This is a genomic window from Agromyces sp. CCNWLW203 (genome assembly GCF_036576125.1).
Lineage (GTDB): Bacteria > Actinomycetota > Actinomycetes > Actinomycetales > Microbacteriaceae > Agromyces.
In genome coordinates this window covers 62225-87580 of record NZ_JAZHYX010000008.1, presented here as the reverse complement: position 1 = coordinate 87580, position 25356 = coordinate 62225, and the positions used below count along the sequence as shown (strand labels likewise).

Genomic DNA, 25356 nt, shown 5'->3' with positions numbered 1-25356 from the left:
TGGCGTACCCCCTTGTGCGCGATGGCGCTTCGGAAACGGTGTGTCCACGATTGCTCGAGCGGGGGCGGATCGGCCCGAGTTCGAACCTTCCTCATCTTTCCGGTCGGGATCGGTGGCCGTCAAGGGGTCCGCCGTCGAACGCGGACTGCCCGCCGGACGCCTCGGGCTGAGGCATCCGACGGGCAGCCGTCGTTCGGTGGAGTGGGTCAGATCTTCGCGGGATCTACCTCCGTGTCGGGCGCGGCGCCGGGCGCGGTGCCGGGCGCGGCGTCGCCCGCTTCGAGCCCTGCGGTCTCGCCGTCGACGTCGTCGGAGGTGACGACGGTGCCGTCCATCGCCTCGAGCTCCGCGTCGATGTCGGTCGCCGCCTGCTCGAACTGCGAGTTGTAGAGGCGGTAGTACGCGCCCTTCGCAGCGATGAGCTCGTCGTGGTTGCCCTTCTCGACGATGTCGCCGTGCTCCATCACGAGGATGAGGTCGGCGTCGCGGATCGTCGACAGACGGTGCGCGATCACGAACGACGTGCGCCCCTCGCGGAGCGCGGCCATCGCGTGCTGCAGCAGCAGCTCGGTGCGGGTGTCGACCGAGGAGGTCGCCTCATCGAGGATGAGCACCGACGGCTGCGCCACGAACGCGCGGGCGATCGTGATGAGCTGCTTCTCACCGGCCGAGACGTTCGACGCGTCTTCGTCGAGCACGGTGTCGTACCCGTCGGGCAGCGAGTGCACGAAGCGGTCGACGTAGGTCGCCTGCGCCGCGGCCAGCACCTCGTCATCGGTCGCCGACTGGCGGCCGTAACGGATGTTGTCGCGGATGGTGCCCGCGAACAGCCACGGGTCCTGCAGCACCATGCCCGTGCGCGCACGCACGTCGTGCCGCGTGAGTTCGGCGATGTCTTGACCGTTCACGAGGATGCGGCCCGAGCCCAGCTCGTAGAACCGCAGGATGAGGTTCACGAGCGTCGTCTTGCCGGCGCCGGTCGGGCCGACGATCGCGACCGTCTGACCGGGCTCCACCTGGAACGACAGGTCGGTGATCAGCGGGCGCTCGGGCGTGTACGAGAACGCGACGTGCTCGAACACGATCGTGCCGTCGCCATCGGCGGGCGCCGGGGCATCCGCTGCATCGGGCTCTTGCTCTTCGGCATCGAGCAGTTCGAAGACGCGCTCGGCCGAGGCCGTGCCCGACTGCACCACGGCAGCCATGCCGCCCAGCTCCGAGAGGGGCTGGGTGAACTGCTGCGAGTACTGGATGAACGCCTGCACGTCGCCGAGACGCAGCTGCCCGGTGGAGACCATGAGCCCGCCGAGCACCGCGATGCCGACGTACGTCAGGTTTCCGATGAACATCATGCCGGGCATGATGATGCCCGACAGGAACTGCGCCTTGAACGATGCCTCGTACAGCTCCTGGTTCTCGGCCTTGAACTTCGCACGCGAGTCCTCTTCGCGGCCGAAGACCTTGACGAGGGCGTGACCCGAGAAGGACTCCTCGACGCGGGCGTTGAGGCGGCCGACCTTGCGCCACTGGATGCCGAAGGCCTTCTGCGACTTCGGGCCGATGATGCCGAAGATGACCGCCATGAGCGGCAGCGACACGAGTGCCACGAGGGCGAGCTGCCACGAGATCGTGAACATCATGATGAGCACGCCCACGACGGTGAGCACCGAGGTGACCACGGTCGAGAGGGACTGCTGCATCGCCTGCGTGATGTTGTCGATGTCGTTGGTGACCCGCGAGATCAGCTCACCGCGCTGCACCTTGTCGAAGTAGCTCAGCGGCAGGCGGTTGATCTTCGCCTCGACCGATTCGCGCAGGCGCCACATGGTCTTCACCATGATGACGTTGATCACGTAGCCCTGCACCCAGGTGAGCACCGACGCTGCCATGTACAGCGCGAGCACGAGGATGATGACCTGGCTGAGGCGCACGAAGTCGACGCCCTCGCCGGGCACGACGCCCGCGGTCGCGACGACGTTGGCGAGGTCGTCCTGACCAGCGGCGCGCAGGCCGTCGACGGCCTGCTCGGTCGTCGTGCCCGGGGGCAGCTGCTGCCCGATGACGCCGGCGAAGATGATGTTCGTCGCCTCGCCGAGCACCTTCGGTGCGAGCACCGTGAGCACGACGCCGAGGGCGCCGAGGATCGACACGAAGATGAACGCGAAGGCGTGCGGCTTCAGGAGCCCGACCAGCCGGCCGAAGCTCTGCCCGAAGTTCTTCGCCTTGCCCGGTGCGACGGCGCCGCTCCAGTCGTCGGCATTGATGCGCGCCTGCTCGCCGAGCTCGATCTCGAGCTGCTCCTCTGCGGAGAGTGGTGTCTGTGCGGTCATCGTGCGGCCTCCACCCCGAGCTGGGATTCGACGATCTCGCGGTAGGTCTGCGAGGTCTCGAGCAGTTGTTCGTGCGTACCGAGTCCGACCATGCCGCCGTCGTCGAGCACCACGATGCGGTCGGCATCGGTGATGGTCGAGACGCGCTGGGCGACGACGATCTTCGTCACCTCGGGCAGTTCTCGCCAGAGCGCCTGCCTGAGTCTCGCGTCGGTCGTGAGGTCGAGCGCCGAGAACGAGTCGTCGAACACGAGGATGTCGGGACGGTGCACGATCGCACGGGCGATCGCGAGTCGCTGACGCTGGCCGCCCGAGACGTTCGTGCCGCCCTGGGAGATCTTCGCGTTCAGCTTGCCGTCCATCGCCTCGACGAAGTCGCGGCCCTGGGCGATCTCGAGCGCGTGCCACAGGTCTTCGTCGGTGGCCTCTTCACGCCCGTACCGGAGGTTCGAGGCGATCGTGCCGGTGAAGAGGAACGGGCGCTGCGGCACGAGGCCGATCGACGCCCACAGGTGGTCGAGGTCGGCCTCGCGCACGTCGACGCCGCCGACCTTCACGCTGCCGCCCGTCGCGTCGAAGAGCCGCGGGATGAGCGAGACGAGGGTCGTCTTGCCGGCCCCCGTCGACCCGACGATCGCGACCGTCTCGCCGCGAGCGGCTCCGAACGTGATGCCCGAGAGCACGGGGTGCTCTGCGCCGGGGTAGGTGAACGCGGCATCCGTGAACTCGACCGAACCCGGCGTCGGGAACACCGTCACCGGGTTCTCGGGACGGGGGAGGGTCGACGTCGAGTCGAGCACCTCACCGATGCGCTCGGCCGAGACCGCGGCGCGCGGGATCATGATCGTCATGAAGCTCGCCATGAGCACACCCGTGAGGATGAGCATCACGTACTGCATGAAGGCGAACAGCGTGCCGATCTGCACGTCGCCGGCGTCGACGGCGAACGCGCCGAACCAGACGACGCCGACCACGGTCACGTTCAGCACGAGCATGAACAGCGGGAAGAGCAGCACGAAGAGCGAACCGACCTTGCGGCCGACGACCATGATGTCGGTGTTCGCGCCGCGGAAGCGCTCCTCTTCGATGGGCTCGCGCACGAACGCGCGCACGACGCGAACGCCGGTGAGCTGTTCGCGCATGATGCGGTTCACGTTGTCGAGCTTGTGCTGGTAGCTGCGGAAGAGCGGCACCATGCGGCTGATGACGATCGTCGCGATGATGAGCAGCGTCGGCACCGCGACCGCGATGATCCAGCTGAGGCCGACGTCTTGCTGCAGGGCGAAGATGACGCCGCCGATCGCGAGGATCGGTGCGGTGACGAGCATCGTGGCGCCCATCATCGCGAGCATCTGCACCTGCTGCACGTCGTTCGTGTTGCGGGTGATGAGCGAGCCGGGGCCGAACCTCGACACCTCGCGCTCCGAGAAGCCCGAGACGCGCTCGAAGACGTGGTCGCGGATGTCGCGGCCGGCGCTCATCGCAGCGCGAGCCGCGAAGTAGGTGGCGATGATCGACGCCGTGATCTGCCCGAGGGAGATCAGGAGCATCAACGAGCCGGTCGACCAGATGTAGGCGGTGTCGCCCTTGCTGACGCCGTTGTCGATGATGTCGGCGTTGAGGCGGGGCAGGTAGAAGGTGGCGAGTGCCGAGATGAACTGGAAGATCAGCACACCGAGCAGCAGCCACTTGTAGGGCTTCAGGTAGCGGACAAGGATTTTTCCGAGCATGGCGTCTCCATTGTGAGGAGTGATGAATCGAACGGACACCGCCTGCCGAGGCGCGTTCGTGCGCGCACAGCACCGGCCAGGGCAGCCACACCCCTCGCTCGACCTGCAGCATCGCACCCCCGTACGACATTGCAGCGATACAGCCTCACACGGCGGGCAGGGCGATGCAAGCGGGAGTGGGTCATCCGTCCCCCGCGTTCACCGAGAGCGAAATCACGGGCCATCAGCACATTGCGAAGGCGCGAGAATGGGGCGCGGAGGTCGTGATGATGAGCACCCACGAGGTCGAGAACCAAGTGCCGGCGCGCGAGGGCGTCGACGAGTACACGTCGAACGCGCCGCTCGTCGAGGCGGTCGCGCGATGGGGTCGCGGCGGCGGCGAGGCATCCGCTCAGGAGCTCGTCGACGTCGGCGAGCTCGTGGGGTCGGCGCCGTTCCAGCGCGATGCCGAGCGCGCGAACACGCACCCGCCGGTGCTGCACGCCTTCGACCGCTGGGGGCGTCGCATCGACGAGGTCGAGTACGACGACGCCTATCACCGGGTGATCGGCGCGGCCGTCGCCGCCGGGGCGCACACGAGTGCCGCTGCCGCGCCCGGCCCCGGTGCGAACGTCGATCGAGCCGCAGCGTTCATGCTCTTCGCGCAGGTCGAGCCCGGGCACGCCTGCCCGGTGTCGATGACCCACGCCGCGGTGCCGACGCTCGAGCTCGCGGCATCCGCATTGCGAGACGAATGGATGCCGCGGCTGCTGAGTCGCGACTACGAACCCGGGCTCGGCGGTGGCGGCGTGATCAAGCGGTCGGCGCTCGTGGGCATGGCGATGACCGAGAAGCAGGGCGGCTCCGACGTGCGGGCGAACACGACGCGGGCCGAGCGTCGCAGTGGGTCCGGATCGTGGGGTGCCGAGTACGGGCTGACCGGGCACAAGTGGTTCTGCAGCGCGCCCATGAGCGACGCGTTCCTCGTGCTCGCGCAGGCGCAGCACGGGCTCAGTTGCTTCTTCGTGCCGCGCGTGCTGCCCGACGGTTCGCGCAATGACATCCGCATCCAGCGGCTGAAGGACAAGCTCGGCAACCGGTCGAACGCGTCGAGCGAGATCGAGCTCGACGACACGACGGGCTGGCTCATCGGCGACGAGGGGCGCGGCGTCGCGACCATCGTGCAGATGGTGACGCGAACTCGGCTCGACTGCGTGATCGGCTCGGCGGCGGGCATGCGGCAGGCGGTGGCCGAGGCGGCGTGGCACGTGCGGCATCGCCGGGCGTTCGGCGCGCTGCTCATCGACCAGCCGGCGATGGCAGCCGTGGTCGCCGACCTCGCGCTCGAGTCGGAGGCGGCGACGCTGACATCGATGCGGCTCGCGCGGTCGTACGACGACGATGCGGATGGCGCCGAGCAGGCGTTCCGGCGACTCGCGACGGCGGTCTCGAAGTACTGGGTCTGCAAGCGCGGGGCGGGTCACGCCGCCGAGGCGCTCGAGTGCCTCGGCGGCAACGGGTACACCGAGGCGTTCCCGCTCGCCCGCCGCTATCGGGAGCAGCCGCTGCTCGCCATCTGGGAGGGCTCGGGCAACGTCATCGCGCTCGACGTGCTGCGCGTGCTCTCGCGGGAACCCGAGGCGTTCGAGGCGTTCTTCGCCGAGGTCGGCGAGGCCGCGGGGGAGTCGCCCGTGTTCGATGCTGCGCTCGGCTCGGCGCGATCGCTCGTGCGTGAGCTGTCGGCGACGGATGCCGCGAGCGCCGCGCTCCTCGCACGGGAACTCACCGAGCGGCTGGCCCTCGTGCTGCAGGGCTCGCTCGTGCTGCGGTACTCGCCCGGTGCCGTGGCCGATGCGTTCGTGCGCACCCGCCTCGGCGACGAGGGCGGGCGCCAGTACGGGGTGTTGCCGCGCGGAGCGGATGTCACGGGGATCCTCGCGCGGGCGTGAGTCGTGCTTCTGCTTCGCTCTGTTCCCTGTGGATAATCCGTCGTCGGGCACCGGGTGCTCGCTTAGGGTGATCGCCATGTCCTTGTCCCGTTCGACGCGGCGATCACGCCCGGGTGCGTTCGCCGCGCTCGCCGCAGCCGGTGCGCTGGCGGCGCTGCTGAGCGGATGCGCGGGCGGCGCCCCGACGCCGTCGCCGAGCCCTTCGGCGGATGCCGCGGAGCCCATTTTCGCCTCGGACGAGGAGGCGCTCGCGGCGGCGGAAGCCGGATACTCAGAGCACCTTGCGCTCGTAGATCTATTGACGGCGGCGGGAGGCGCAGACGTCGCAGGTCTTGATGATGTTGCGACGTCGGAGTACGCCGCCAATATCAAGGAGTCGTTGCAGCGCCTGCAGGAAAGCGGCGCGCGGACAGAGGGCTCAACTCGCTTCGACAGCGCTGGCCTGATCGAACAGTTCGATTCGGACGGTGCGGCAACCGTTGACGTTTACCTCTGCCTCGATGTCTCAGAGGTGCGTGTTCTTGATGCTTCAGGGAAGGATGTGACGCCAACCGACAGGAAGGACCGCGCGCCAATTCAAGTTGAGCTGGTGTCGGCATCGGCAGGAGATCCGGCTCACCTTCTAGTTGCAGGAGCGCAGTCGTGGTCGGGCGACGACTTCTGTTAAAGAACGCCACCCTTGTGGCGGTGGCGTTCTTGCTTGCAGGAGCTGACGTTGAAGGGGACATCAACTCGATCGACTACATCGTTGGCAATGTGACTGATTCGGGTGTTGTCATCGAAATCGAAGACCGTACCGAGACTCCAGCTAGTCCAGCGGTGCCGGATCCTGGCGCTCCGCTTGAGCCACCGATGGACGGAGAAGATGCGCTGAACTCGGTCGACTTTGCTCTCGGGGTGGAGCTCGACAACTGCAGGCCGATAGCGCCAGACAGTTGCACGATCCCGCCGACCACGCCCGAAGACCCCCCGGCCCTGGCCCCAGCTCCGGCGGTCGTCGTCACGCTCCGCGACATCGCGTCCTTTGTTCCCGCGAAGCCGGGCAACGACATGGAGCCCGGTGGCTGGGCGGTCGAGGGACTTCCGGCGAACTTCGTGGCCGCGGCATCCGTGCAGGTGGTCTCTGGCACGCTGCTCGGCCAACCCGCCGACGTGCGCTTCACGCCCGTCGGGTACCGCTGGCAGCACAGCGACGGCGAGGCGGTCGCAACCGACGGGCCCGGCGCGACCTGGACAGCACTCGGGCAACGCGAGTTCACCCCGACGAGCACGAGCCACGTGTACGCCGAATCGGGCGAGTACACCGTCGCGATCGAGGTCGTGCTTCGCGCCGAATACCGGTTCGCCGGTTCCGGCTGGCGCGCGATCGCCGGCACGCTCGCCGTCGCGGGCGAACCGAGACGCGTGCTCGTCGGCGAGTTCGACACGGTGCTCACGAACGGCGACTGCAACGTGAATCCGTCGGGCCCCGGCTGCTGAGCCGGCGCGAAGACGAGGGCGGTACTGCGCAGCACATTTTGCAGGCGAATCCGCGTCATGGGCCTGTATATGCGCCTATGAAGCATATTCACCTGCAATATGTCGAAGCCGAGCAGCACGCCCGGGCCCGCGGCGCCGGCCAGCGCGCCGGGCCGCGTCGCCGAGCGGCACGGCGCCGCAGCGCCCGCATCACCCCGCAGCCGCGAACGTCGACCCGTACAACTCCCGCAGGCCCGCCATGCCATCGGCCGTGAACGCGGCCCGCTGACGAGCGGCCCCGGTGCCGTCGGCCAGCAGGCGCTCGACCCCGAGGCGCACGAGCTCGAGATCGCCGGCCGCCTCGAGCGCCGGCTGAAGCACGCGGATGCAGCGCTCTACCGTCTCCTCGGCCGGGCGCAGCTCGGCCAGCACGGGGTCGAGCACGGTGCCGCTCAGGCCCGAGTGCGCCGAGTGCATGAGCGACGCGTTCAAGAGCTCGGGCCCGGGAGCCGCCTCGGCGCTCGGCTGCACCGCCGCAGCCAGTCCCAGCGATTCGTCGACGACGCACGCCACGAGGGCGCGGAAGAGCACGGCGACGAGCACCGACGACCAGGCCTCGAGCTGCGCGTCGGCGACCCGCAGCTCAACCGTCGGCAGGTGCGAGGAGAGCCGGGCGTTCCACATGATGATCGCCTGGTCCTTCATGCCGCCGACCCCGATCAGCCGTCGCAGGCGACGGTCGTAGTCGGCACCGTCGCGGAACACCGGCGGGCACCCGGTCGTGGTCCACCGGCGCTGCGAGACGTTGCGCCAGCTCTCGAATCCGGTGTCGTGCCCGCGCCAGATCGGCGAGTTGCCGGTCATCGCCGAGAAGAGCGGCAGCCAGGTGCGGGTGACGTTGAGTGCGCGCACCCCGTCGTCGTGGTCGGCGACACCGACGTGCACGTGAAGGCCCTGGATCTGGTGGTCGGCGATGACCCCGCCCATGTCGTCGACGATGCGGAGGTACCGCGGCAGGTCGGTGATGGTGGGGAAGGCGTTCGCGTCGGGCGGGGATCCCACGCTCGCGACGACGACCCCGGCCCGCTTCGCCTCCTCGGCGAGCGCGCGGCGGAAACCCACGAGGGAGGCGAGCGCCTCGTCGGGCCTGGTGAACACCGCCGAGGCGTGCTCGACCTGGGAGGCGAGGAACTCCCGGTGCGTGATGCGCGCCCACTCCGGGCGCGCGCTGAGGTGGTCGAAGGCGCCGCCCGCGACATCCCTCGGCCGGAGGGTCTCAGGATCGAGGAAGACGAACTCCTCCTCGATGCCGAAGGTCGATACCACCGCCATCGCAGTCCCCTCCCGAGCGCGACCACCGAGCGCGACCATCGAGCACGATGCAGACGATCGAACTCTCCTCAGCCGCGCGTGCCCTGTCAAGCCCTACCGCACGAAGGGACTCCGTTGTCGAAATCCCGAGGGCGGCCTCGACATACTGGTGGGAGCGCGGTTCGGCCTCCCGGATCGAAGGAGCGATTGCGATGAAATACCTGATCCAGATCTACAGCAACCCCGAGTCGCGGGCCGTGTGGAACGGGTTCACGCCCGAGCAGCAGGCCGAAGGCTACGGGTTCTACCAGCGAATCAGCGAGGAGCTCGAGGCGAGCGGCGAGTTCGTGGCGAGCGAGGCGCTCGCCGACATCTCGCTCGCCAAGCGCGTCACGAGCGGCGACGACGGCACGGTCGCGAGCGACGGACCCTTCGCCGAGACGAAGGAGCTGCTCGCCGGCTTCTACCTCGTCGATTGCGAGAACGAGTCGCGCGCGGTGGCGATCGCCGGGCGATTCCCCGAGGCGCAGTTCGGTCTCGTCGAGGTGCGCCCGGTGCTCGAGATGGCCTCGGGCCCCGACGTGTGAGATGAGTCGCCCCCGATGCCTGAAGCCGACGCCGTTCGGGCCCTGCGAGCCGCCGCACCATCGGCGCTCGCGGTGCTCGTGCGGCGCTACGGCGACTTCGCCGCCTGCGAGGACGCCATGCAGGAGGCCCTCATCGCCGCGACCGAGCAGTGGCCGACGAGCGGCGTGCCCGACAGTCCGCGCGCCTGGCTCGTGCGCGTCGCGTCGCGGCGCCGCATCGACGAGGTGCGGTCGGATGCCGCGCGCCGACGCCGCGAGCACCGAGCGGTCGAGCTCGAACCCGAGCCCGCACCGGTGCCGGCGGTCGACGACACCCTCACGCTCTTTCTGCTCTGCTGCCACCCCGCCCTCGGCCGGCCCGCGCAGCTCGCCCTCACCCTCAGGGCCGTCGGCGGGCTGACGACCGCCGAGATCAGCCGGGCGCTGCTGCTGCCCGAGCCGACGGTCGCACAGCGCATCACACGCGCGAAGGCGCGCATTAGGGCGAGCGGTGAGGGGTTCCGGATGCCGCGCCCCGCCGAGCTCGAGCCCCGGCTCGCGGCGCTCCGCCACGTGCTCTACCTCGTCTTCACCGAGGGGCACACGGCGAGCTCCGGCGACGAGCTCGCGCGCGTCGACCTCTCCGCCGAGGCCATCCGGCTCGCCAGGCAGTTGCGCGAGGCCGATGCCGATGCCTCGGGGGAGACGACCGGTCTCCTCGCCCTCATGCTCCTCACCGACGCCCGGCGGGCCGCTCGGTCCGATGCAGCAGGCGCCCTCGTGCCGCTCGACGAGCAGGACCGTTCCCGCTGGGACGCGGCCATGATCGGCGAGGGGGTCGCACTCGTCACTGAGGTGCTCGACCGCGCGCCGATCGGGCCGTACCAGTTGCAGGCCGCGATCGCCGCCGTGCACGACGAGGCGCCCTCGACGGCTGCGACCGACTGGATCGAGATCCTCGGCCTCTACGAGCTGCTCGGACGGCTCGCTCCGGGGCCGATGGTCTCGCTCGGGCGCATCGTCGCGCTCGCCATGGTCGAGGGCCCGCAGGCGGGACTCGCGGCGCTCGAGGCATCCGAGTCGGAGGCGGGCGGCGCGCTCGCCGAGCACCATCGCACGTGGGCGGTGCGCGGGCACCTGCTCGAACGGTCGGGGGCGACGGATGCCGCGTCGCTCGCGTTCACCGAAGCCGCCCGCCGCACGCTCAACCGCGCCGAGCAGCGCTACCTCTCGGCGAAGGCCGAGCGTCTACGCTGGAGCCGATGAGTCGCCCCCAACTCCGTGATCCGCGCAGTGCGCCGCGTTCGCCCTCGCGACCTCACGCGCCGGGCCACCATCACCACCATGGTGCCGTGGAGCGTCCGCGGGGCCGCGCAGGCCTCGGTCTCGCGCTCGGCCTCGGTCTCGTGCTGCTCTTCTTCGGCATCCGGTTCTTCGCCCCCGAGGCGACGGGCGACCTGCTCTCGAACTCGGTGCAGGACTTCTTCACCCTCTCGATCAGCGTCATCATCGAGAGCCTGCCGTTCGTCTTCCTCGGCATCCTGCTCTCGATCGGCGTGCAGGTGTGGCTCCCCGACGGATTCCTGCTGCGCCATCTGCCGAAGAACGCCGTGGTGCGGCGAGTGACGCTTTCACTGCTCGGCGTGCTGCTGCCCGTCTGCGAGTGCGGCAACGTGCCCCTCACTCGCGGCCTGATCCTCCGCGGGCTGACCGTCGGGGAGTCGATGACGTTCCTCCTCGCCGCCCCGATCCTGAACCCGGTCACGATCATCACGACGTACCAAGCATTCGGCTGGGATGACGGCATCCTCGTCTCGCGCATCCTCGGCGGCTTCGTCATCGCGAACCTCATCGGCTGGATCTACAGCCGGCACCCGAGCCCGATGAGCCTCCTCACGCCAAAGTTCCAGGCGAGCTGCGCCCACGCCCACGACGAGGTGCCCGCCACACGCACCCGGCGCAGCGTCGACATGTTCGCGAAGGAGACCGGAGCGATGCTGCCGGCCCTCTTCGTCGGGTCTGCGATCGCGGGCCTGATCCAGGTCACGGTCTCCCGAGACGTGCTCCTGACCCTCGGCCAGAACCCGATCCTCTCGGTGTTCGCACTCATGGCGCTCGCCTTCGTCGTCGCGATCTGCTCGAACGTCGACGCGTTCTTCATCCTCGCGTTCGGCTCGACCTTCATGCCCGGTGCGATCGTCGCCTTCCTCGTGTTCGGGCCGATGATCGACGTCAAGATGCTCGCGCTCATGCGCACGACGTTCACGGCCAAGACCCTCGTGCAGGTCACCGTCGTGGTGGGGCTCGCGAGTGCAGCACTCGGATTGGCGGTGAACACCCTTGCGTAGACGGCTCATCGCGCGCTGGCAGGGCATCGTGCTCGCCCTGGTCGGCATCGTGGCCACGTTGTGGCTCGCGCTGACCGGCCAGCTCGGCCTCTACATCAACCCCGCCACCTCGTGGTTCGCGATCCTCATGGCGTGCATCGGTGCCCTGTTCGCGGTCGCCGCGTTCGCCGTCCCTCCGTTGGAAGACGAGCATGAGAGCGAAGCGGATGTCTCCTCGCCGGCGCTCCGCGGCAAGAAACTCGACCGCGCTCGCGAGCATGACCACGACCACGACCACGCACCGTCGACACCGCCGGGCCGGGTCCGTACCGCGCTGACCGCGATGACCGTCGTCGGCGCGACCCTGGCGCTCCTCGTGCTGCCACCCGCGACGCTGACCTCGGCGGTCGCCGCCCAGCGCAGCATCAACAGCGACACCTCGGCGCTCGACGGTGGCGGCACCGCCCTCGTCGGCGCCGACACCTCGAGCTTCACCGTGAAGGACTGGGCGGTGCTCCTTCGGCAGAACCCCGACATCGACGCCTACACCGGCACCGCCGTCGATGCGAGCGGATTCGTGCTCCCCTCGGCCGAGGACTCCGAGAACGTCTTCTACATCACGCGGTTCGTCGTGACGCACTGCGCCATCGACGCCCAGCCGGTCGGCGTGCCGGTCTACCTGCCCGGCTGGCAGGAGGAGTACGAAGCAGATCAGTGGGTCGAGGCATCCGGAGCACTCGGCGCGAACCCGGCGCAGTCGGGAACCGATCCACTCGTGCTGGTGCCCGAGCAGCTCGCCGGCATCGACGAACCGAGCGACCCGTATGTCTACTGACGCGCGACCGGCCGACGAGCCCGGTGCCTCGCGAGCGAGTTCGTTCGCGCGGCGCCTGGGCGGCAGCATCGCGGTGCTCGCGCTGGCGGCCGGAGGGTTCGCGTTCGCAAACGTGGCACAGGGTCCGCGGCTGAACGACGCGCAACTCGACGCGAAACGCACGACGGTGCTCGCCGGGCAGAAGCTCACCCTCGAGGTCAACCAGCCGGTGGCCTCGATCGACGAGGACGGCATCGTGGTCGAGCCCGAGGCGGCGGTGACCGCCGAGATCGACGATCGCGCGATCACGCTCACCTTCGACGCGCCGCTCGACCATTCGACCGACTACACCGTGAGTGTTCCCGGGGTCGTCGGTGCGGTGCAGCCCACGCCGGCGACGCTCGAGTACGAGTTCACGACGCCCGGCGCCGAGCTGTACACGCTCAATCGGCGCAGTGATCAGGGTGAGCCCGACGCGGTGCAGCGCAGGCCGCTCGACGGCGGCGATCCCGAAATCGTGTTCGAGGCGCCGCGCATCCAGGAGTTCGCACACGCGGGCGACCTGCTGCTCGCCGTGACCATCGAGGAGGACGGATCGAACCTGCTCTTCGTCAGCGACATGCGTCAGGGCGAGCCGCAGCAGTTCGGCATCCCGAGGGGTGCGACGATTCGCGATCTCGCAGTCTCGACCACCAACCCGCTCGCCGCGCTGGTGCTCAGCTCCCCCGAGGTCGACGGCGTGCGCGACTTCGACAACGAACTCATCGCGATCGACCTCTCGACGAACGGCGGCATGGAGCTGGTGCCGGTGCTCGGCCTTAACGGCGAGAAGTCGCGCGTCTCGTCGTGGATGTTCGTTCCCGGCACGACGTCGGTCGTGGTGCAGGACTTCGAGCAGTCGGTCTTCGTGGTCGACGTCATCGGGAAGCAGCAGCCGTCGCCGCTCGGCGTGCACACCGAGCTGCGCGGCTTCGTGCCGGGCACCGCCCAGCTCATCGTCGCCGACCCCGATCGCGGCGTGCGCTTCGACCTGACCGACGGCAGCGCCACGACGCTCGAGCTGGCCTCCGCCGACATCGCGGATCACGTCTACCCCGGCCCGATCACGGTGCTCGACGGGCAGTCGCGGTACCTCATCTCACTCGTCGCGGCGACGGTGGAGGGCGACCGGAATGTGCGCAGCTCCATCCTCGCCGAGGTCGATGACACCGGTGAGATGCGGGAGGTGTTCGCGCCGGCCGACTCGGCGAGCCTGATCCGCGAATACTGCGTCTCGCCGAACGGACAGTACGCCGCCGTCACGCAGTCTCCCGAACCGGGAACGATCGACGGGTACCGGGAGAATCCCGGCTTCACCGACCTGATGACCACCGTGGTCGAGATCCGCGCCGGTCGCACGGTGGCCAGTTCGGTCGGCGGCCACTCGGAATGGTGCAGCAACTGAGCCCGGTCGGGGCCAGGCGTGAGTTCGCAGGTCAGCGGGTCAGCAGGCCCGCGACGGTCGACACGATGCTCGAGAGCACGGAGAGGGCGACGAGCGCGCCCGTCACGATCCAGGCCGTGCGCTTGTGCTCCTGGTATCCCTCGAGCTCGCGACCGTCGCGGTCGCGCTGCGAGCCCGTGAGCACGAGCAGCAGGTCGACGAGCACCCATACGCCGAGGCCGCCGAGCGTCAGCAGCTTCGCGATCGCGGTGCCGAACTTGCCGAGGTAGAAGCGGTCGGCGCCCCAGAAGCCGAGCAGCATCGCGAACAGCCACGTCGCGATGAAGGTGCGGCCGGTCGTGCGGTACGGCTCGTAGGAGAACTGCGGCGTCGGCGCTGCGGAGTACCCGGGAGGGAGCGGCGCGGTCGTCTGCTCCTGGATGCTGTACCCGGGAGGGGCGGGCAACGTGTACGACGGGAACTCCCCGGGCGCGGGGGGCGGCGGGAAGGCGCCCGGCGCGGCGAGGGGGGAGGCGGTGGGCGGGGCCGGAGGGGCGAGCGGCGGTGTCGCGCCGGCGGGCGGCTGGGGCGCTCGAGAGCCCATCGGCCGGGCCGTCGTCGACTCGTCGATGTCGTCGAACGCGGGGGCCGCGCCGAAGGCGGGGATCGCGGGCCCGGTCGGAGTCGCGGGCGGCGTCACGGGCCCTGCAACGGGCGCCGGTGGAGCGTCGGACGCGGTCGCGCGCAACGGGTTCGGTGCGGCATCCGCCGACCTCGCGGCGGTGTGCGGAGTCCAGGCGGTGCCGTCCCAGTAGCGCAGCAGCGCGGCATCCGATTCGTCGTCGTACCAACCGGCCTCAAGCGACACGTTCGCTCCTCTCCTTCTTCTGCTGACGAATGGCGCGCACCGAGAGCTGCGCCGCGGCGATCACGACGAGGGCCGCGAACAGCCAGGTCGACACCTCGGGCGACATCAGGTGCGCGAGTGCGACGCCGCCGAACGACGCCGCGGTCGCCGCGATGCCGGCGATGATGCCCGCCCGCAGGTCGACGATGCCGCCGCGGGCGTTCGTGATGGTGCCGCTGATCGCGGTGGGGATCATCACGGCGAGCGACGTGCCCTTGGCGACGAGGTCGCTCATGCCGAAGAAGAGCATGAACGCGGGCACCATGACGAGCCCGCCGCCGATGCCGAAGAGGCCGGATGCCACGCCGATCACGAGTCCGAGCGCCACCATGCCGATGATCGTGAGCGCATCGAGTTCGAGTTCGACCGCAGCGCGCTCGGGAACGAAGAGCAGCATGCGCACGGCGACGGCGACGAGGAGCGCGATGAACATCCAGCGCAGCCAGCCGAGCGGAAGGCGGCGCAGCAGCCGCGCGCCGATCCACGAGCCGAGGATGCCGCCTGCCGCGACGAACAGCGCGGGGATCACGGCGACCTCGCCGTTGACGAGATAGGTGATGGCCCCCACGATCGCCGTCGGCACGATCGCCGCGAGCGAGGTGGCCGAGGCGCGGCGCTGGTCCATGCCGGCGAACATCACGAACAGCGGAACCATGAGGATGCCGCCGCCGACGCCGAAGGCTCCCGAGAGCAGCCCGCCGACCGCGCCGATGACGGCGAGGCCCACCCAGCCGGTGCGCCGGTCGGTCTCGGCGGAGCGCGAGTCAGCTGAAGTCACCCGCCTACTGTACTGGCGCGCGGGGTGCGGAGAGGGGGAGCGGCGCCGGGTCTACGCGGCCCGGTCGACGTGCACCGCCGCGAGGGCCGGCTCGAGCGCCGGTTCGAGGTCTGGCTCGACGGCGGGTGAGAGCGCCGGCTCGAGGATGGGCGTCGCGGCATCCGGCAGCTCCTCGTGCACCTGCTCGACGAGCGCCGCAGCGACGAGGCCCGCTCGGCGGACGCCTCGGGCGAGTACGACCATGAGTACGCCGAGCACCGCGCCGGTCGTGTTCATCACGAGATCGCGCGGGTCCGAGATGCGGGTGGGCTCCGGCACCTGCACGAGCTCGATGAGCACGGTGAAGCCGAAGCCAGCGAGCATCGCCATGGGCCAGCGGCCGCGGGGGATGAGGAGCGCTGCCAGCACGCCGACGGGGAGGAAGATCGCCACGTTGAAGGCCATCTCGGAGAAGTAGCCGGTGGTCCACGTGACGGGAGCCGTCCATGCGTCGGGATTCAGGATGCCGCCGTCGAGCTGATGCCCGACCGTGCGCCACGGTGCAGGGCCGACGGTCGCCCACAGGACGGCGGCTGCGTACGCAGCAGCGACGAGACCGAGGGGGCGGCGGTTCATCCCACGATTCTGCACCCATTTGCTGCGAGCGCACTGACATCGGCCAGAGTTTCCCATCGGCGGCGAATTCGGCACAAGGTCTTCCCAGGTCACGATTCGGTCGCGTAGCCTGTGAACCTGAACGTCACCCGATAGGGTATGTTCACTGATTCCTCCATCAAGCGGGCGCCTGCCCGTGCCTCCACCTGATTGCCCGGAGGCGGACCGATCCGCGTGGCATGACCCGATACGAGACGGCGGATGCCTGAGCGCACTCCCGCCCCTCGCCCCCCGCTCCGTCGGCAACCCGCCGTGCGGGGCAGCGATCGACCGTCGATCGCATCGGGCCGCACCAGCAGCCCATAGGACAGAAGGACAGCAGTATGGCAACCGGAACCGTCAAGTGGTTCAACGCCGAAAAGGGCTTCGGCTTCATCGCTCCCGACGACGGCTCGGCCGACGTCTTCGCGCACTTCAGCGCCATCTCGGGCAACGGCTACCGTTCGCTCGAAGAGGGCCAGAAGGTCGAATTCGAGGTCGCACAGGGCCCGAAGGGTCTGCAGGCCGAGAACATCCGCGGCCTCTAGGCCGAGGCGCACCACTCGAACGCCCCCGCAGCGCACGCTGCGGGGGCGTTCGTCATGCCCGGGGCGACCCGGTGTCATGGGTGCGCGCGTGCGAACCGGCCGCGCGCAACCCCCTCGCCGCATCGGCTGAGCGTGCGTAGCGTCCTCCGCATGGGTGACGAGCATGGGTGACGAGCATGGGTGACGAGCATGGGTGACGAGTATGGGTGACGAGCATGGGTGACGGCATCGAACGGCCGGGCGCCGAGGAGTGGGTGCCGACGGGCGGGGCGCTCGACGAGCTCCGGCTCGCCGCGGAGTCCTGTCGCGGCTGCGAGCTCTGGCGAGGCGCCACCCAGGTCGTCTTCTCACGCGGCCGGGAGACCGCATCGATGATGCTCGTCGGCGAGCAGCCTGGCGATCGGGAGGACCTCGAGGGCGTGCCCTTCGTCGGTCCGGCCGGGCGCCTGCTCGCCGACGCGGTCGATGCGGCCGGCATCCCGCGCGACCGCGTGTACGTGACGAACGCCGTCAAGCACTTCAGGTTCGAGCGCCGCGGCAAGCGGCGCATCCACGAGAAGCCGGCCGTCGCCCACATCGTCGCGTGCCATCCCTGGCTCGAGGCCGAGTTCGAGGCGGTCGACCCCGAGGTCGTCGTGGCGCTCGGCGCGACCGCGGCCCGAGCGGTGCTCGGCCGAACCGTGCGCATCGGGCAGGTGCGGGGGAGGGTGCTGCCGCCCGACCCGGCGGCGCCGGCATCGGCGCTTCCTGCTCCCACCGTCGTCACCACGCATCCGTCGGCGCTGCTCCGCCTCGACGATTCGGCCGACCGGGAGGCCGCGTTCGGCCTGCTCGTCGAAGACCTCCGCACCGCGGCATCCGTGGCGTTCTGAGGCGGCCGGATCGGGCGAATTCGAGCCGCCCTCGAACGGATCCGATCATTTCCCAGCGCTTGCACATGAGAAGGGACTATGGTTGAAGTATCTGCAGTGGGTTCTCTCCCACAGGACACGGCTGGGAAGCCGATGACAGTCGGGACGAAGCAACATCTCTCACGCCGAAGCATTCGGTGCGATGACGGCGACGAAGCCCCGCACCGGTTCCTCCCGCAGGTCACTGATCGCGGCGTCTCGCACGCCGGGCCGTTTCGTCTCGTACGCGGCCACGAACCCCATGCGACTCGATCGCACCACCAACTTCCGGCGGCGGACGTCGCCGTCGGAACCCTGCACGGCCTGAGGCCGTGCACGTCGCAGCCGCTTCGGCGGCTCGGCTTTACAGAAGGAAAAGAATATGGCTACCGGAACCGTCAAGTGGTTCAACGCCGACAAGGGCTTCGGCTTCATCGCTCCTGACGACGGCTCGGCCGACGTCTTCGCGCACTTCAGCGCGATCGCATCGGGCGGCTACCGCTCGCTCGAGGAGAACCAGAAGGTCGAATTCGAGACCGCCCGCGGCCCCAAGGGCCTGCAGGCTGAGAACATCACGGTCATTTCGTAAGTTCTCGCATCCCTTTCGATCGGGTGCCGGTGCGCTGAGCGCGCGGGCACCCGATCCACGAGCGGATGTCGCGGCAGCCGCCTCTTCGTGAGGCAGGCGTCGCGGCATCCGCTCGGTGCATTTCACGGTGCATACACTGGGCGTCTTCAAAGCTTCGCTCCTTAGGCTCGATCTTGTCGAACCACCCCCGATCGATTCCGGTCGGCCCCGAAGAAGGAGCCCCCAATGCAGTGCCCCACCGACGGAACCGTGCTCGTGATGAGCGAGCGCAGCGGCATCGAGATCGACTATTGCCCGACGTGCCGTGGCGTCTGGCTCGACCGTGGCGAGCTCGACAAGATCGTCGAGCGCGCGGCGCGCGAGTTCTCGGCGCCCACCCAGTCGGCACCGGCCGCGCCCGCCCCGCCCGCGCAGCCGCAGGCACCGGCCTACGGCCAGCCCTCGTACCAGCAGTCCGGTTATGACAACCGCGGCGACAACCGCGGGTACGACAACCGCGGGTACGGCGACCAGGGCTACCGCAAGAAGAAGAAGGAGAGCTGGCTCTCCGAGCTCTTCGACTGATCCGGTCGGCCGCCTCGTCAACCCGCTGCCGGAGTCGGCTGGCGGGCGTTATCATCGCGCCATGACGTCGGCCGATGCGGAACTCGCCGAGCTCGACTCGCTCGAAGACCTCGATGCGCTCGTCGGGCGGATGCCGGGCCTGCACGTGCGGTACTCCGAGGGGTTCGAGCACGATCGCGATGAGGCGAGCATCGACACCGAGAGCGGCCTGGAACTGCCCGGGCTCTCGGTGAACCCACTCGACCCCCAGCCGTGGTGGACGCGCGAGCGTGCCGACTGGCTCGCGAGGCAGCTCTGCCAGTACAAGCACCTGCGTGAGCGCAATCCCGAGCGCATCGCCTGGGTGCTGCGCGGCCGCATGGTGGCCAGGGGGCCGGATTCGGAGCCGTTGCTCGCCGACGTCGAACCGGTCGCGCGTCTCTCGAACGCGCTGCTCGATGAGGCCGAGGTGCGTTATCGGGCGCGCTTCGATGCCGGGCACGGGCCCGAATAGCGCGGAATCCCCCCGTTGACCGATCGGTCGACGATCTTGGCACTCTCGATAGGAGAGTGCTAATCTGATGGTAGTTGAGTCGATAGGGCTCAACTCCGGAAACTGCCGCTTCGGCGGCGACAGGGAGGAGAAGTCATGGCCATGATGTGGGACCCGTTCCGTGAGCTCGACCGCCTCGCTGCGGACATGCTCGACTCGCGACAGGGGCCGCGGGTGATGCCGATCGATCTGCACCGCGATGGCGATCACTACGTGCTCGCCGCCGACCTGCCGGGCGTCGACCCCGGCTCGGTCGACGTGGATGTCGACGGTCAGCTGCTCACGATCCGCGCCGAGCGCACGCTGCGCGCCGACGCCGAGGTCAAGTGGCTCGCGCACGAGCGACCGAGCGGTTCGTTCCTTCGCCAGATCACCCTCGGCGACGGCATCGACACCGCCGGCATCAGCGCCCACTACGACAACGGCGTGCTGAGCGTGATCATCCCGATGAGCGAGCGCGCGAAGCCCCGCAAGGTCGAGGTGATGAGTTCGCCGAACGCCGAACAGCACCAGGTGACGGCGAACGCGTCGAGCTGACGCCGAACCGCGGGAAAACGACGGTGATACCCGGAGGCCCGCTCGCCATCACGTGGGGGGCGGGCCCTCGTCGTGTCCGGGCTCGGCGCCATCACGCCGTTCGACGCATCGGTCGGTCATCGGTGACGAGCCCCGTGAAGAGCTCGAGGTAGTCGCGCGCCATCCGGTCATCGGTGAAGCGGGCTTCCGCTCGTGCACGGCAGACCGCGCGATCGAGTGCGGCCGCCTCGACGAGCGCGGCAGCGAGCTCGTCGATCTCCGCTCGCACGAAGCCAGTGATGCCGTCGTCGACGAGTTCCGGAACGGAGCCGCGCGGTGTCGCGATCACCGGGGTTCCGGTGGCCAGGGATTCGATCATCACGAGGCCGAAGGGCTCGTCCCATTGGATCGGGTTGACGAGCGCGCACGACGCTCCCATGAGCGCGCATGCCTCGGCGGTGGACAGCTCGCCGATGTACTCCGCGTTCCGCCCGAGCAGGGGGCGCACGGCCTCGTCGAAATACGCCTGCTCGGCCGGCTCACGCATCTTCGCCGCGATGCGCAGCGGAATTCCGGCACGCTCCGCCACGAGGATCGCCTCCACGACGCCCTTCGTGGGGTTCATCCTGCCGACGAAGCACGCAGTGCCGCCGCCCGAGCCCGTCGGCACCTCGGTCACCCGGATACCGTGATGGATGATGCGAGCGATGCGCACGGACCCGGCCGTCGAGGCGTGGTGATGGGAGATGGCGACGAAGGGCATGTCGGGCGAGGCGGCCCCGTAGAGCTCCTGCACGAGGGGGATGAATGGTCCGTGTGCGATGGTGACGACCGGCGCCATCGCGGCGGTGCGGGCCAGGATCGGACCCGCGAGCGTGTTGTCGACGATCACGTCGACGTCGTCGAACTGCGCGTACGCACGAATGAGGTGCCGCAGCTCGTGCGTCGTGAGTCCCATCGTGTCGGAGCCCGAGGGCGGGAAGCCGGGCAGGCGCTCCACCGGCGAGGTGCTGTCACCGGATGCCGCGAGCACGACCTCGTGACCGGCGCGAACGATCGCCCGGCCCAGCGTGTCGATGAACGACTCGATGCCGCCGTAGGCCGGCGGTGGCACGGGAATCCAGGGCGGGGCGATGATGCCGATTCGCACGAGACACCTCCTCTTCAGGCGCGGGAGGCACCGCGCGGGACCGTATGCAGGGTGATGTGGTCGGGCAGCCCCGTCACCGAGGTGCCGTCGCCGTCGTCGCCGACGTCGAGGGAGACACGTGCACCGGCGAACGGCACGTTCATGAGGTGGACCTCGCCGAACTCGTGCGGGATGGCCGGGGAGAGCCAGAGCTCGCCGGTGGGGACTGAGGGATCCATGCGCAGCATGCTGCGCAGCAGCAGGAATGGCGAGGCTGCGGCCCAGGCCTGCGGCGAGCACGAGGCCGGGTAGACGACAGGCTCCGCGTACTGCTCACGATCGAAGCCGCAGAAGAGCTCGGGCAGTCGGCCGTCGAAGTGGGTCGCCGCATCGAGGAGCCCGACGATGATGCGGTGCGCCTGCTCGACGAAGCCGTAGCGCATGAGGCCGGCGGCGACGATGGCGCTGTCGTGCGGCCACACCGAGCCGTTGTGGTAGCTCGCGGGATTGTAGGCGCCCATGTCGGAGGCGAGGGTGCGCACGCCCCAGCCGGTGAACATCGTCTCCGACAGCAGCAACTCGGCCACCGCGGCCGCCTTGTCGTCGTCGACGATGCCGCTCCACAGGCAGTGGCCCATGTTCGAGGTGCAGGAGTCGACCTGTCGCTTGTCGCGGTCGAGTGCCACGGCGAAGCACTTGCGTTCAGGGATCCAGAACTGCTCGTTGAAGCGCGCCTTCAGCTGGGCGGACTTCGCAGTCCACCGGTCGACGCCGGCATCATCTCCGCGTGATGCGGCGATCGTCGCTCGGGCGCGGTAGGCGGCATAGACGTAACCCTGCACCTCGCAGAGTGCGATCGGCGCTTCGGCGAGGGTGCCGTCGGCGAAGTTGATGCCGTCCCACGAGTCCTTCCAGCCCTGGTTGATCAGGCCGAAGTCGTTGAGCCGCGAGTACTCGACGAACCCGTCGCCGTCGCGATCGCCGTCGCGTTCGATCCAGGCAAGCGCGCGATCGGCCGCGGCGACGAGGTCGTCGGTGACGTCGGCGTCATCGGGCAGGGCGCCCCACGCGGCGAGCTCGCCGAGGAGGAAGACGAACAGCGGTGTGGCATCGACCGAGCCGTAGTAGACGGATTCGCCGCCGAGTGCGAGGTTCGTGGTGGCGCCCAGGCGAACCTCGTGCAGGATCCGGCCGGGCTGTTCCTCCGACGCCGGGTCGTTCTTCGTGCCCTGGAGCTCGGCGAGGGTCTGCAGCGTGCCGATCGCGAGCGTCGGATCGAGGCCGAGGGTCATGTAGGAGGCCAGCAGGGAGTCGCGACCGAAGAGCGCCATGAACCACGGCACGCCGGCGGCGACCACTGCCCGCTCGGGATGCCGTGGATCGAAGATGCGAAGGGAGCCGAGGTCGCGCTGGCTCTGCAGGATGATGCGTTCGACGTCGTCGTCGCCGATCCTCGGCACCCAGATCGAGGACTGCCATTCGGTGAGCCGGCGGGCCGGTCTCGTCTCGTGCAGGGGTGCCCCGACCGGGTCGAGCGCCACCTCCTCGCCGTCGAGCGTCGGGGTGATGACGATGCGCTGCGTCCAACTCCCTCGCGGCGGCAGGCGTACCTCGAAGACGAGGCGCGCACCGTCGAGGGATGCACCGGCTGCGGTGACGACGAGGCCGAGTCGGGCCGGGGCGTTCGTCGACTCGGCGCGCAACCGTCCGTCGGGGCCGGCGACGAGCGGGTGGGCGGTGCCGCCGGCGCGCTCCTCCTTCACCTCGAAGATGTCGGCGAAGTCGGCCTCGAGCGCGAGTTCGACCCGGCATGACATCGGCAGGCGGGAATAGTTGTGGATCGTGATCTTCTCGCGGAGCCCGCTGTTCACTCGCCGGTCGCGTTCGACGGTGAGCGGCGTGTCGGCTCGGCCCGGTACGTGCCCGGCGCGCCCGACGACGAGCGCCCTGAACGGCTCCGGCGTCATCGCCGACAGGGGTTCGACCGGCGCGCCGTCGACGAGCAGGGTGGAGCGCGACACGAGCCGGGTGTCGCGGAAGAACATCCCGTGCGGGAGTTCGGGAACGATGTCGCCGTTCGCATGGGAGACGCAGAACGCCGAGCCCTCGACGATCGTGATGGCGCCGGCTCCCGCCGGCTGAGCAAGTGTGTCCGTGTTCCAGCCCGTCATGAGACCGCCCTTCGGGTGAGCGACCGACCGGCGCCGTGCTCACGACGTCGGTCGCATGGGTTCACGGTACGCACGGACGAATCCGCGCACGAGGGGATTGACAGCGCCGCCCTCATGCCTGACGGCGGGGAGCCGGCCCGCGCCAGCTCCCCGCCGTCGGTCGTGCAGTCGTGCGGTCGGTCAGCCGATCGCCTCGATCACCCGGCGCGCGACCGAGGCGCTCGACTGCGGGTTCTGCCCGGTGACGAGGTTGCCGTCGACGACCACGTGGTCGCTCCACGGGGCGGCCGAGTCGATCACGAGCCCCACATCGCGGAGGGCGGACTCGACCCACCACGGAGTGTTCTCGCCGGTGCCGCCGGTGCGCTCCTCCTCGTCGGTGAAGACCGTGAGGCGACGGCCGGCGAACGCGTTCGAACCGTCGGCGAGCTTCGCCGAGAGGAGGGCGGCCGGGCCGTGGCAGAAGGGCGCGATGACGGTGCCCGCATCGTTCGCGGCGACGAGCACGCGCCCGACGTTCGCGTCGAATGCGAGGTCGGCCATCGGCCCGTGACCGCCCGGCAGCACGATGGCAACGTAGTCGGCCGCATCGACGTCGGCGACGGGAACGGCCGCCGCGAGGTCTGCGGCGATCGCGTCGAGGTACTCGGCGAGGCCCCGCGCCTGTGCCTCGCCGCCGGTCTGCGACGGGTCGAGGCTGCCCGCATCGACCGTCGGGGTGACGCCGCCCGGCGTCGCGATCGTGACGGTGTGGCCGGCGGCCACGAGGTCGCGGTGCGCGGTCACGAGCTCTTCGGCCCAGAAGCCGGTCGGATGCTGCGAGCCGTCGTTCATCGTGAGCGAGTCCGCTCCGGTGACGATCATGAGGATGTTGCTCATTCGTGGTTCCCTTTCGTGTGCTGCTTGGATCTGGTTGGACGGAGAGGTTCAGGCGGCTGCGGAGGAGGCGGTGTCGAGGCGGACGGGGTCACCGGCATCCGCTCGGGGGAGTCGGCGTGCGGTCGCAGCGGCGATGGTCATGACGGCGAGGGCGGCCGCCGTGATGATCGCTCCGACCCAGATGGGTGAGGTGTAGCCGAGGCCGGCCGCGATCGTGAGGCCGCCGGCCCAGGCCCCGAGGGCGTTGCCGAGGTTGAAGGCGGCGATGTTCGCGCCCGACGCGAGGGTCGGCGCACCCTCGGCGTAACGCATCACGCGGCTCTGCAGGGCGGGCACGGTGCCGAACCCGAAGCCGCCCATCGCGGTCAGGAGCACGATCGTGGCCACGGGGCTCGGCGCGAGCCAGGCGAAGAGCACGAGCACGATGAGCAGCGCCGAGATGAACCCCAGCAGGGTGCCGTCGATCGAGCGATCGGCGAGGCGGCCGCCGATCCAGTTGCCGACGACGAGGCCGGCGCCGAAGAGCACGAGCAGCCACGGCACGGCGCTCGAGGCGAAGCCGCTGACCTCGGTGAGCGTGTAGGCGATGTAGGTGAAGGCGCCGAACATGCCGCCGAAGCCGAGCACGGTCACGGCGAGCGAGAGCCACACCTGGCCGGAGCGGAATGCCGTGAGCTCGCGGCGAAGGCTGGGTGCGGGTCCGTCGGTGCTGAGGTTCGGCACGAGCGTCGCGATGCCGATGAGCGCGATCACGCCGATCGCGGAGATCGCCCAGAAGGTCGAACGCCAGCCGAACTCCTGGCCGAGGAACGTGCCGAACGGCACCCCGAGCACGTTCGCAGCGGTGAGGCCCGTGAACATGATCGCGATGGCGCCCGCGGCCTTCTCGGGCGCGACGAGCCCGGCGGCGACGACCGAGCCGATGCCGAAGAAGGCGCCGTGGCAGAGCGCCGCGACGACGCGGCCGGTCATCATGAGTTCGTAGCTCGGGGCCATCGCCGAGATCGCGTTGCCGGCGATGAAGAGCACGAGGAGACCGGTCAGTACGGGCTTGCGGGGGAGCCGGGTGGTCGCGGCCGTCAGGCCGAGCGCTCCGACCACCACGGCGAGGGCATAGCCCGAGATGAGCCACCCGGCGGCCGCTTCGGTGACCCCGAAGTCGGCAGCCACCTCGGGCAGCAGGCCCATGATCACGAACTCGGTGAGCCCGATGCCGAAGCCGCCGATCGCGAGGGCGATGAGTCCGAGGGGCATGCGTGGTCTCCTGTTACACTGGTGCGAATAGTTGCAGACGCGCTCTATTGCACGGCAGGCATCAATACTTGCACACGCA

24 protein-coding genes are annotated in these 25356 nt (G+C 69.5%); 14 read left to right on the top strand and 10 right to left on the bottom strand.

The window, feature by feature from the left end:
• Positions 1-206: 206 nt before the first annotated feature.
• Both VPH61_RS17000 and VPH61_RS16995 read right to left on the bottom strand, forming a co-directional pair.
• Positions 207-2330: an ABC transporter ATP-binding protein gene (locus VPH61_RS17000; RefSeq protein ID WP_332064695.1), complete on the bottom strand. Its 2124-nt coding sequence runs from the start codon at positions 2328-2330 to the stop codon at positions 207-209.
• Positions 2327-4060 (bottom strand): ABC transporter ATP-binding protein, encoded by a 1734-nt coding sequence (locus VPH61_RS16995; protein WP_332064694.1) that lies wholly within the window; start codon positions 4058-4060, stop codon positions 2327-2329. Before VPH61_RS16995 ends, VPH61_RS17000 begins: the two co-directional genes overlap by 4 nt.
• A 266-nt stretch (positions 4061-4326) precedes the next feature.
• On the opposite strand from VPH61_RS16995, the gene VPH61_RS16990 reads away from it, so the two are divergent.
• The 3 genes from VPH61_RS16990 to VPH61_RS16980 all read left to right on the top strand — a co-directional run bounded on the left by VPH61_RS16990 (position 4327) and on the right by VPH61_RS16980 (position 7467).
• Positions 4327-5988, top strand: coding sequence for an acyl-CoA dehydrogenase family protein (locus VPH61_RS16990; RefSeq protein ID WP_332064693.1), 1662 nt, complete (start codon positions 4327-4329; stop codon positions 5986-5988).
• Positions 5989-6064: 76 nt separating this feature from the next.
• On the top strand, positions 6065-6655 hold the full coding sequence (locus VPH61_RS16985) for a hypothetical protein (protein ID WP_332064692.1): 591 nt from the start codon (positions 6065-6067) through the stop codon (positions 6653-6655).
• Positions 6656-6840: 185 nt separating this feature from the next.
• The gene (locus VPH61_RS16980) at positions 6841-7467 is read left to right on the top strand and encodes a hypothetical protein (RefSeq protein ID WP_332064691.1); all 627 of its coding nucleotides are present in this window, start codon (positions 6841-6843) and stop codon (positions 7465-7467) included.
• 189 nt (positions 7468-7656) lie between these two features.
• On the opposite strand, the gene VPH61_RS16975 is transcribed toward VPH61_RS16980, so the two are convergent.
• Entirely contained in the window at positions 7657-8778 is a 1122-nt protein-coding gene (locus VPH61_RS16975; RefSeq protein WP_332064690.1) for a carboxylate-amine ligase, read from the bottom strand.
• A gap of 191 nt (positions 8779-8969) precedes the next feature.
• On the opposite strand from VPH61_RS16975, the gene VPH61_RS16970 reads away from it, so the two are divergent.
• The 5 genes from VPH61_RS16970 (at position 8970) to VPH61_RS16950 (ending at position 13908) form a co-directional block, all read left to right on the top strand.
• Positions 8970-9344, top strand: a complete 375-nt coding sequence (locus VPH61_RS16970; RefSeq protein WP_332064689.1) for a YciI family protein — start codon at positions 8970-8972, stop codon at positions 9342-9344.
• A 15-nt stretch (positions 9345-9359) separates the two neighbouring features.
• Positions 9360-10589, top strand: coding sequence for an RNA polymerase sigma factor (locus VPH61_RS16965; protein WP_332064688.1), 1230 nt, complete (start codon positions 9360-9362; stop codon positions 10587-10589).
• An 86-nt stretch (positions 10590-10675) separates the two neighbouring features.
• On the top strand, positions 10676-11671 hold the full coding sequence (locus tag VPH61_RS16960) for a permease (RefSeq protein ID WP_332064687.1): 996 nt from the start codon (positions 10676-10678) through the stop codon (positions 11669-11671).
• Complete coding sequence (locus tag VPH61_RS16955) at positions 11664-12485, top strand: TIGR03943 family putative permease subunit (RefSeq protein ID WP_332064686.1); 822 nt, start codon at positions 11664-11666, stop codon at positions 12483-12485. The genes VPH61_RS16960 and VPH61_RS16955 overlap by 8 nt, the downstream gene beginning before the upstream one ends.
• Positions 12475-13908: an Ig-like domain-containing protein gene (locus tag VPH61_RS16950; RefSeq protein WP_332064685.1), complete on the top strand. Its 1434-nt coding sequence runs from the start codon at positions 12475-12477 to the stop codon at positions 13906-13908. The genes VPH61_RS16955 and VPH61_RS16950 overlap by 11 nt, the downstream gene beginning before the upstream one ends.
• A 31-nt stretch (positions 13909-13939) precedes the next feature.
• Here VPH61_RS16950 and VPH61_RS16945 read toward each other — a convergent pair whose 3' ends face one another.
• From VPH61_RS16945 to VPH61_RS16935, 3 genes are read right to left on the bottom strand one after another with little or no spacing between them, the layout of a single operon-like run.
• Positions 13940-14755, bottom strand: coding sequence for an NINE protein (locus VPH61_RS16945; RefSeq protein ID WP_332064684.1), 816 nt, complete (start codon positions 14753-14755; stop codon positions 13940-13942).
• On the bottom strand, positions 14745-15572 hold the full coding sequence (locus tag VPH61_RS16940) for a sulfite exporter TauE/SafE family protein (protein ID WP_332064683.1): 828 nt from the start codon (positions 15570-15572) through the stop codon (positions 14745-14747). The genes VPH61_RS16945 and VPH61_RS16940 overlap by 11 nt, the downstream gene beginning before the upstream one ends.
• A 51-nt stretch (positions 15573-15623) precedes the next feature.
• On the bottom strand, positions 15624-16187 hold the full coding sequence (locus VPH61_RS16935) for a VanZ family protein (RefSeq protein ID WP_332064682.1): 564 nt from the start codon (positions 16185-16187) through the stop codon (positions 15624-15626).
• A gap of 362 nt (positions 16188-16549) precedes the next feature.
• On the opposite strand from VPH61_RS16935, the gene VPH61_RS16930 reads away from it, so the two are divergent.
• From VPH61_RS16930 to VPH61_RS16905, 6 genes are all read left to right on the top strand, one after another.
• Positions 16550-16753, top strand: coding sequence for a cold-shock protein (locus VPH61_RS16930; RefSeq protein ID WP_022893782.1), 204 nt, complete (start codon positions 16550-16552; stop codon positions 16751-16753).
• 215 nt (positions 16754-16968) lie between these two features.
• Positions 16969-17625 carry a UdgX family uracil-DNA binding protein gene (locus VPH61_RS16925; RefSeq protein ID WP_332064681.1) on the top strand — a complete coding sequence of 219 codons (657 nt, stop codon included), beginning with the start codon at positions 16969-16971 and terminating at the stop codon, positions 17623-17625.
• 400 nt (positions 17626-18025) lie between these two features.
• The gene (locus VPH61_RS16920; RefSeq protein ID WP_022893778.1) at positions 18026-18232 is read left to right on the top strand and encodes a cold-shock protein; all 207 of its coding nucleotides are present in this window, start codon (positions 18026-18028) and stop codon (positions 18230-18232) included.
• 225 nt (positions 18233-18457) lie between these two features.
• Positions 18458-18796 carry a TFIIB-type zinc ribbon-containing protein gene (locus VPH61_RS16915; protein WP_332064680.1) on the top strand — a complete coding sequence of 113 codons (339 nt, stop codon included), beginning with the start codon at positions 18458-18460 and terminating at the stop codon, positions 18794-18796.
• A 61-nt stretch (positions 18797-18857) separates the two neighbouring features.
• The gene (locus VPH61_RS16910; RefSeq protein ID WP_332064679.1) at positions 18858-19289 is read left to right on the top strand and encodes a DUF6098 family protein; all 432 of its coding nucleotides are present in this window, start codon (positions 18858-18860) and stop codon (positions 19287-19289) included.
• Positions 19290-19424: 135 nt separating this feature from the next.
• Complete coding sequence (locus VPH61_RS16905) at positions 19425-19865, top strand: Hsp20/alpha crystallin family protein (RefSeq protein ID WP_332064678.1); 441 nt, start codon at positions 19425-19427, stop codon at positions 19863-19865.
• A 91-nt stretch (positions 19866-19956) separates the two neighbouring features.
• Here VPH61_RS16905 and VPH61_RS16900 read toward each other — a convergent pair whose 3' ends face one another.
• The 4 genes from VPH61_RS16900 to VPH61_RS16885 all read right to left on the bottom strand — a co-directional run bounded on the left by VPH61_RS16900 (position 19957) and on the right by VPH61_RS16885 (position 25277).
• On the bottom strand, positions 19957-20994 hold the full coding sequence (locus VPH61_RS16900; protein ID WP_332064677.1) for a glycosyltransferase: 1038 nt from the start codon (positions 20992-20994) through the stop codon (positions 19957-19959).
• Between the two features lie 14 nt (positions 20995-21008).
• Positions 21009-23144, bottom strand: a complete 2136-nt coding sequence (locus tag VPH61_RS16895) for an amylo-alpha-1,6-glucosidase (RefSeq protein ID WP_332064676.1) — start codon at positions 23142-23144, stop codon at positions 21009-21011.
• Positions 23145-23324: 180 nt separating this feature from the next.
• The gene (locus VPH61_RS16890; RefSeq protein ID WP_332064675.1) at positions 23325-24023 is read right to left on the bottom strand and encodes a type 1 glutamine amidotransferase domain-containing protein; all 699 of its coding nucleotides are present in this window, start codon (positions 24021-24023) and stop codon (positions 23325-23327) included.
• 48 nt (positions 24024-24071) lie between these two features.
• Complete coding sequence (locus VPH61_RS16885) at positions 24072-25277, bottom strand: MFS transporter (RefSeq protein WP_332064674.1); 1206 nt, start codon at positions 25275-25277, stop codon at positions 24072-24074.
• Positions 25278-25356: the final 79 nt, after the last annotated feature.

Bases quoted from the DNA above. Each gene is read 5' to 3' on its own strand.
- VPH61_RS17000 (WP_332064695.1), bottom strand. From the start codon at position 2,330: ATGACCGCACAGACACCACTCTCCGCAGAGGAGCAGCTCGAGATCGAG.
- VPH61_RS16905 (WP_332064678.1), top strand. From the start codon at position 19,425: ATGGCCATGATGTGGGACCCGTTCCGTGAGCTCGACCGCCTCGCTGCG.
- VPH61_RS16910 (WP_332064679.1), top strand. From the start codon at position 18,858: ATGACGTCGGCCGATGCGGAACTCGCCGAGCTCGACTCGCTCGAAGAC.
- VPH61_RS16970 (WP_332064689.1), top strand. From the start codon at position 8,970: ATGAAATACCTGATCCAGATCTACAGCAACCCCGAGTCGCGGGCCGTG.
- VPH61_RS16950 (WP_332064685.1), top strand. From the start codon at position 12,475: ATGTCTACTGACGCGCGACCGGCCGACGAGCCCGGTGCCTCGCGAGCG.
- VPH61_RS16975 (WP_332064690.1), bottom strand. From the start codon at position 8,778: ATGGCGGTGGTATCGACCTTCGGCATCGAGGAGGAGTTCGTCTTCCTC.
- VPH61_RS16920 (WP_022893778.1), top strand. From the start codon at position 18,026: ATGGCTACCGGAACCGTCAAGTGGTTCAACGCCGACAAGGGCTTCGGC.
- VPH61_RS16890 (WP_332064675.1), bottom strand. From the start codon at position 24,023: ATGAGCAACATCCTCATGATCGTCACCGGAGCGGACTCGCTCACGATG.
- VPH61_RS16965 (WP_332064688.1), top strand. From the start codon at position 9,360: ATGCCTGAAGCCGACGCCGTTCGGGCCCTGCGAGCCGCCGCACCATCG.
- VPH61_RS16885 (WP_332064674.1), bottom strand. From the start codon at position 25,277: ATGCCCCTCGGACTCATCGCCCTCGCGATCGGCGGCTTCGGCATCGGG.
- VPH61_RS16935 (WP_332064682.1), bottom strand. From the start codon at position 16,187: ATGAACCGCCGCCCCCTCGGTCTCGTCGCTGCTGCGTACGCAGCCGCC.
- VPH61_RS16995 (WP_332064694.1), bottom strand. From the start codon at position 4,060: ATGCTCGGAAAAATCCTTGTCCGCTACCTGAAGCCCTACAAGTGGCTG.
- VPH61_RS16895 (WP_332064676.1), bottom strand. From the start codon at position 23,144: ATGACGGGCTGGAACACGGACACACTTGCTCAGCCGGCGGGAGCCGGC.
- VPH61_RS16980 (WP_332064691.1), top strand. From the start codon at position 6,841: ATGGACGGAGAAGATGCGCTGAACTCGGTCGACTTTGCTCTCGGGGTG.
- VPH61_RS16985 (WP_332064692.1), top strand. From the start codon at position 6,065: ATGTCCTTGTCCCGTTCGACGCGGCGATCACGCCCGGGTGCGTTCGCC.
- VPH61_RS16915 (WP_332064680.1), top strand. From the start codon at position 18,458: ATGCAGTGCCCCACCGACGGAACCGTGCTCGTGATGAGCGAGCGCAGC.
- VPH61_RS16990 (WP_332064693.1), top strand. From the start codon at position 4,327: ATGATGAGCACCCACGAGGTCGAGAACCAAGTGCCGGCGCGCGAGGGC.
- VPH61_RS16930 (WP_022893782.1), top strand. From the start codon at position 16,550: ATGGCAACCGGAACCGTCAAGTGGTTCAACGCCGAAAAGGGCTTCGGC.
- VPH61_RS16925 (WP_332064681.1), top strand. From the start codon at position 16,969: ATGGGTGACGGCATCGAACGGCCGGGCGCCGAGGAGTGGGTGCCGACG.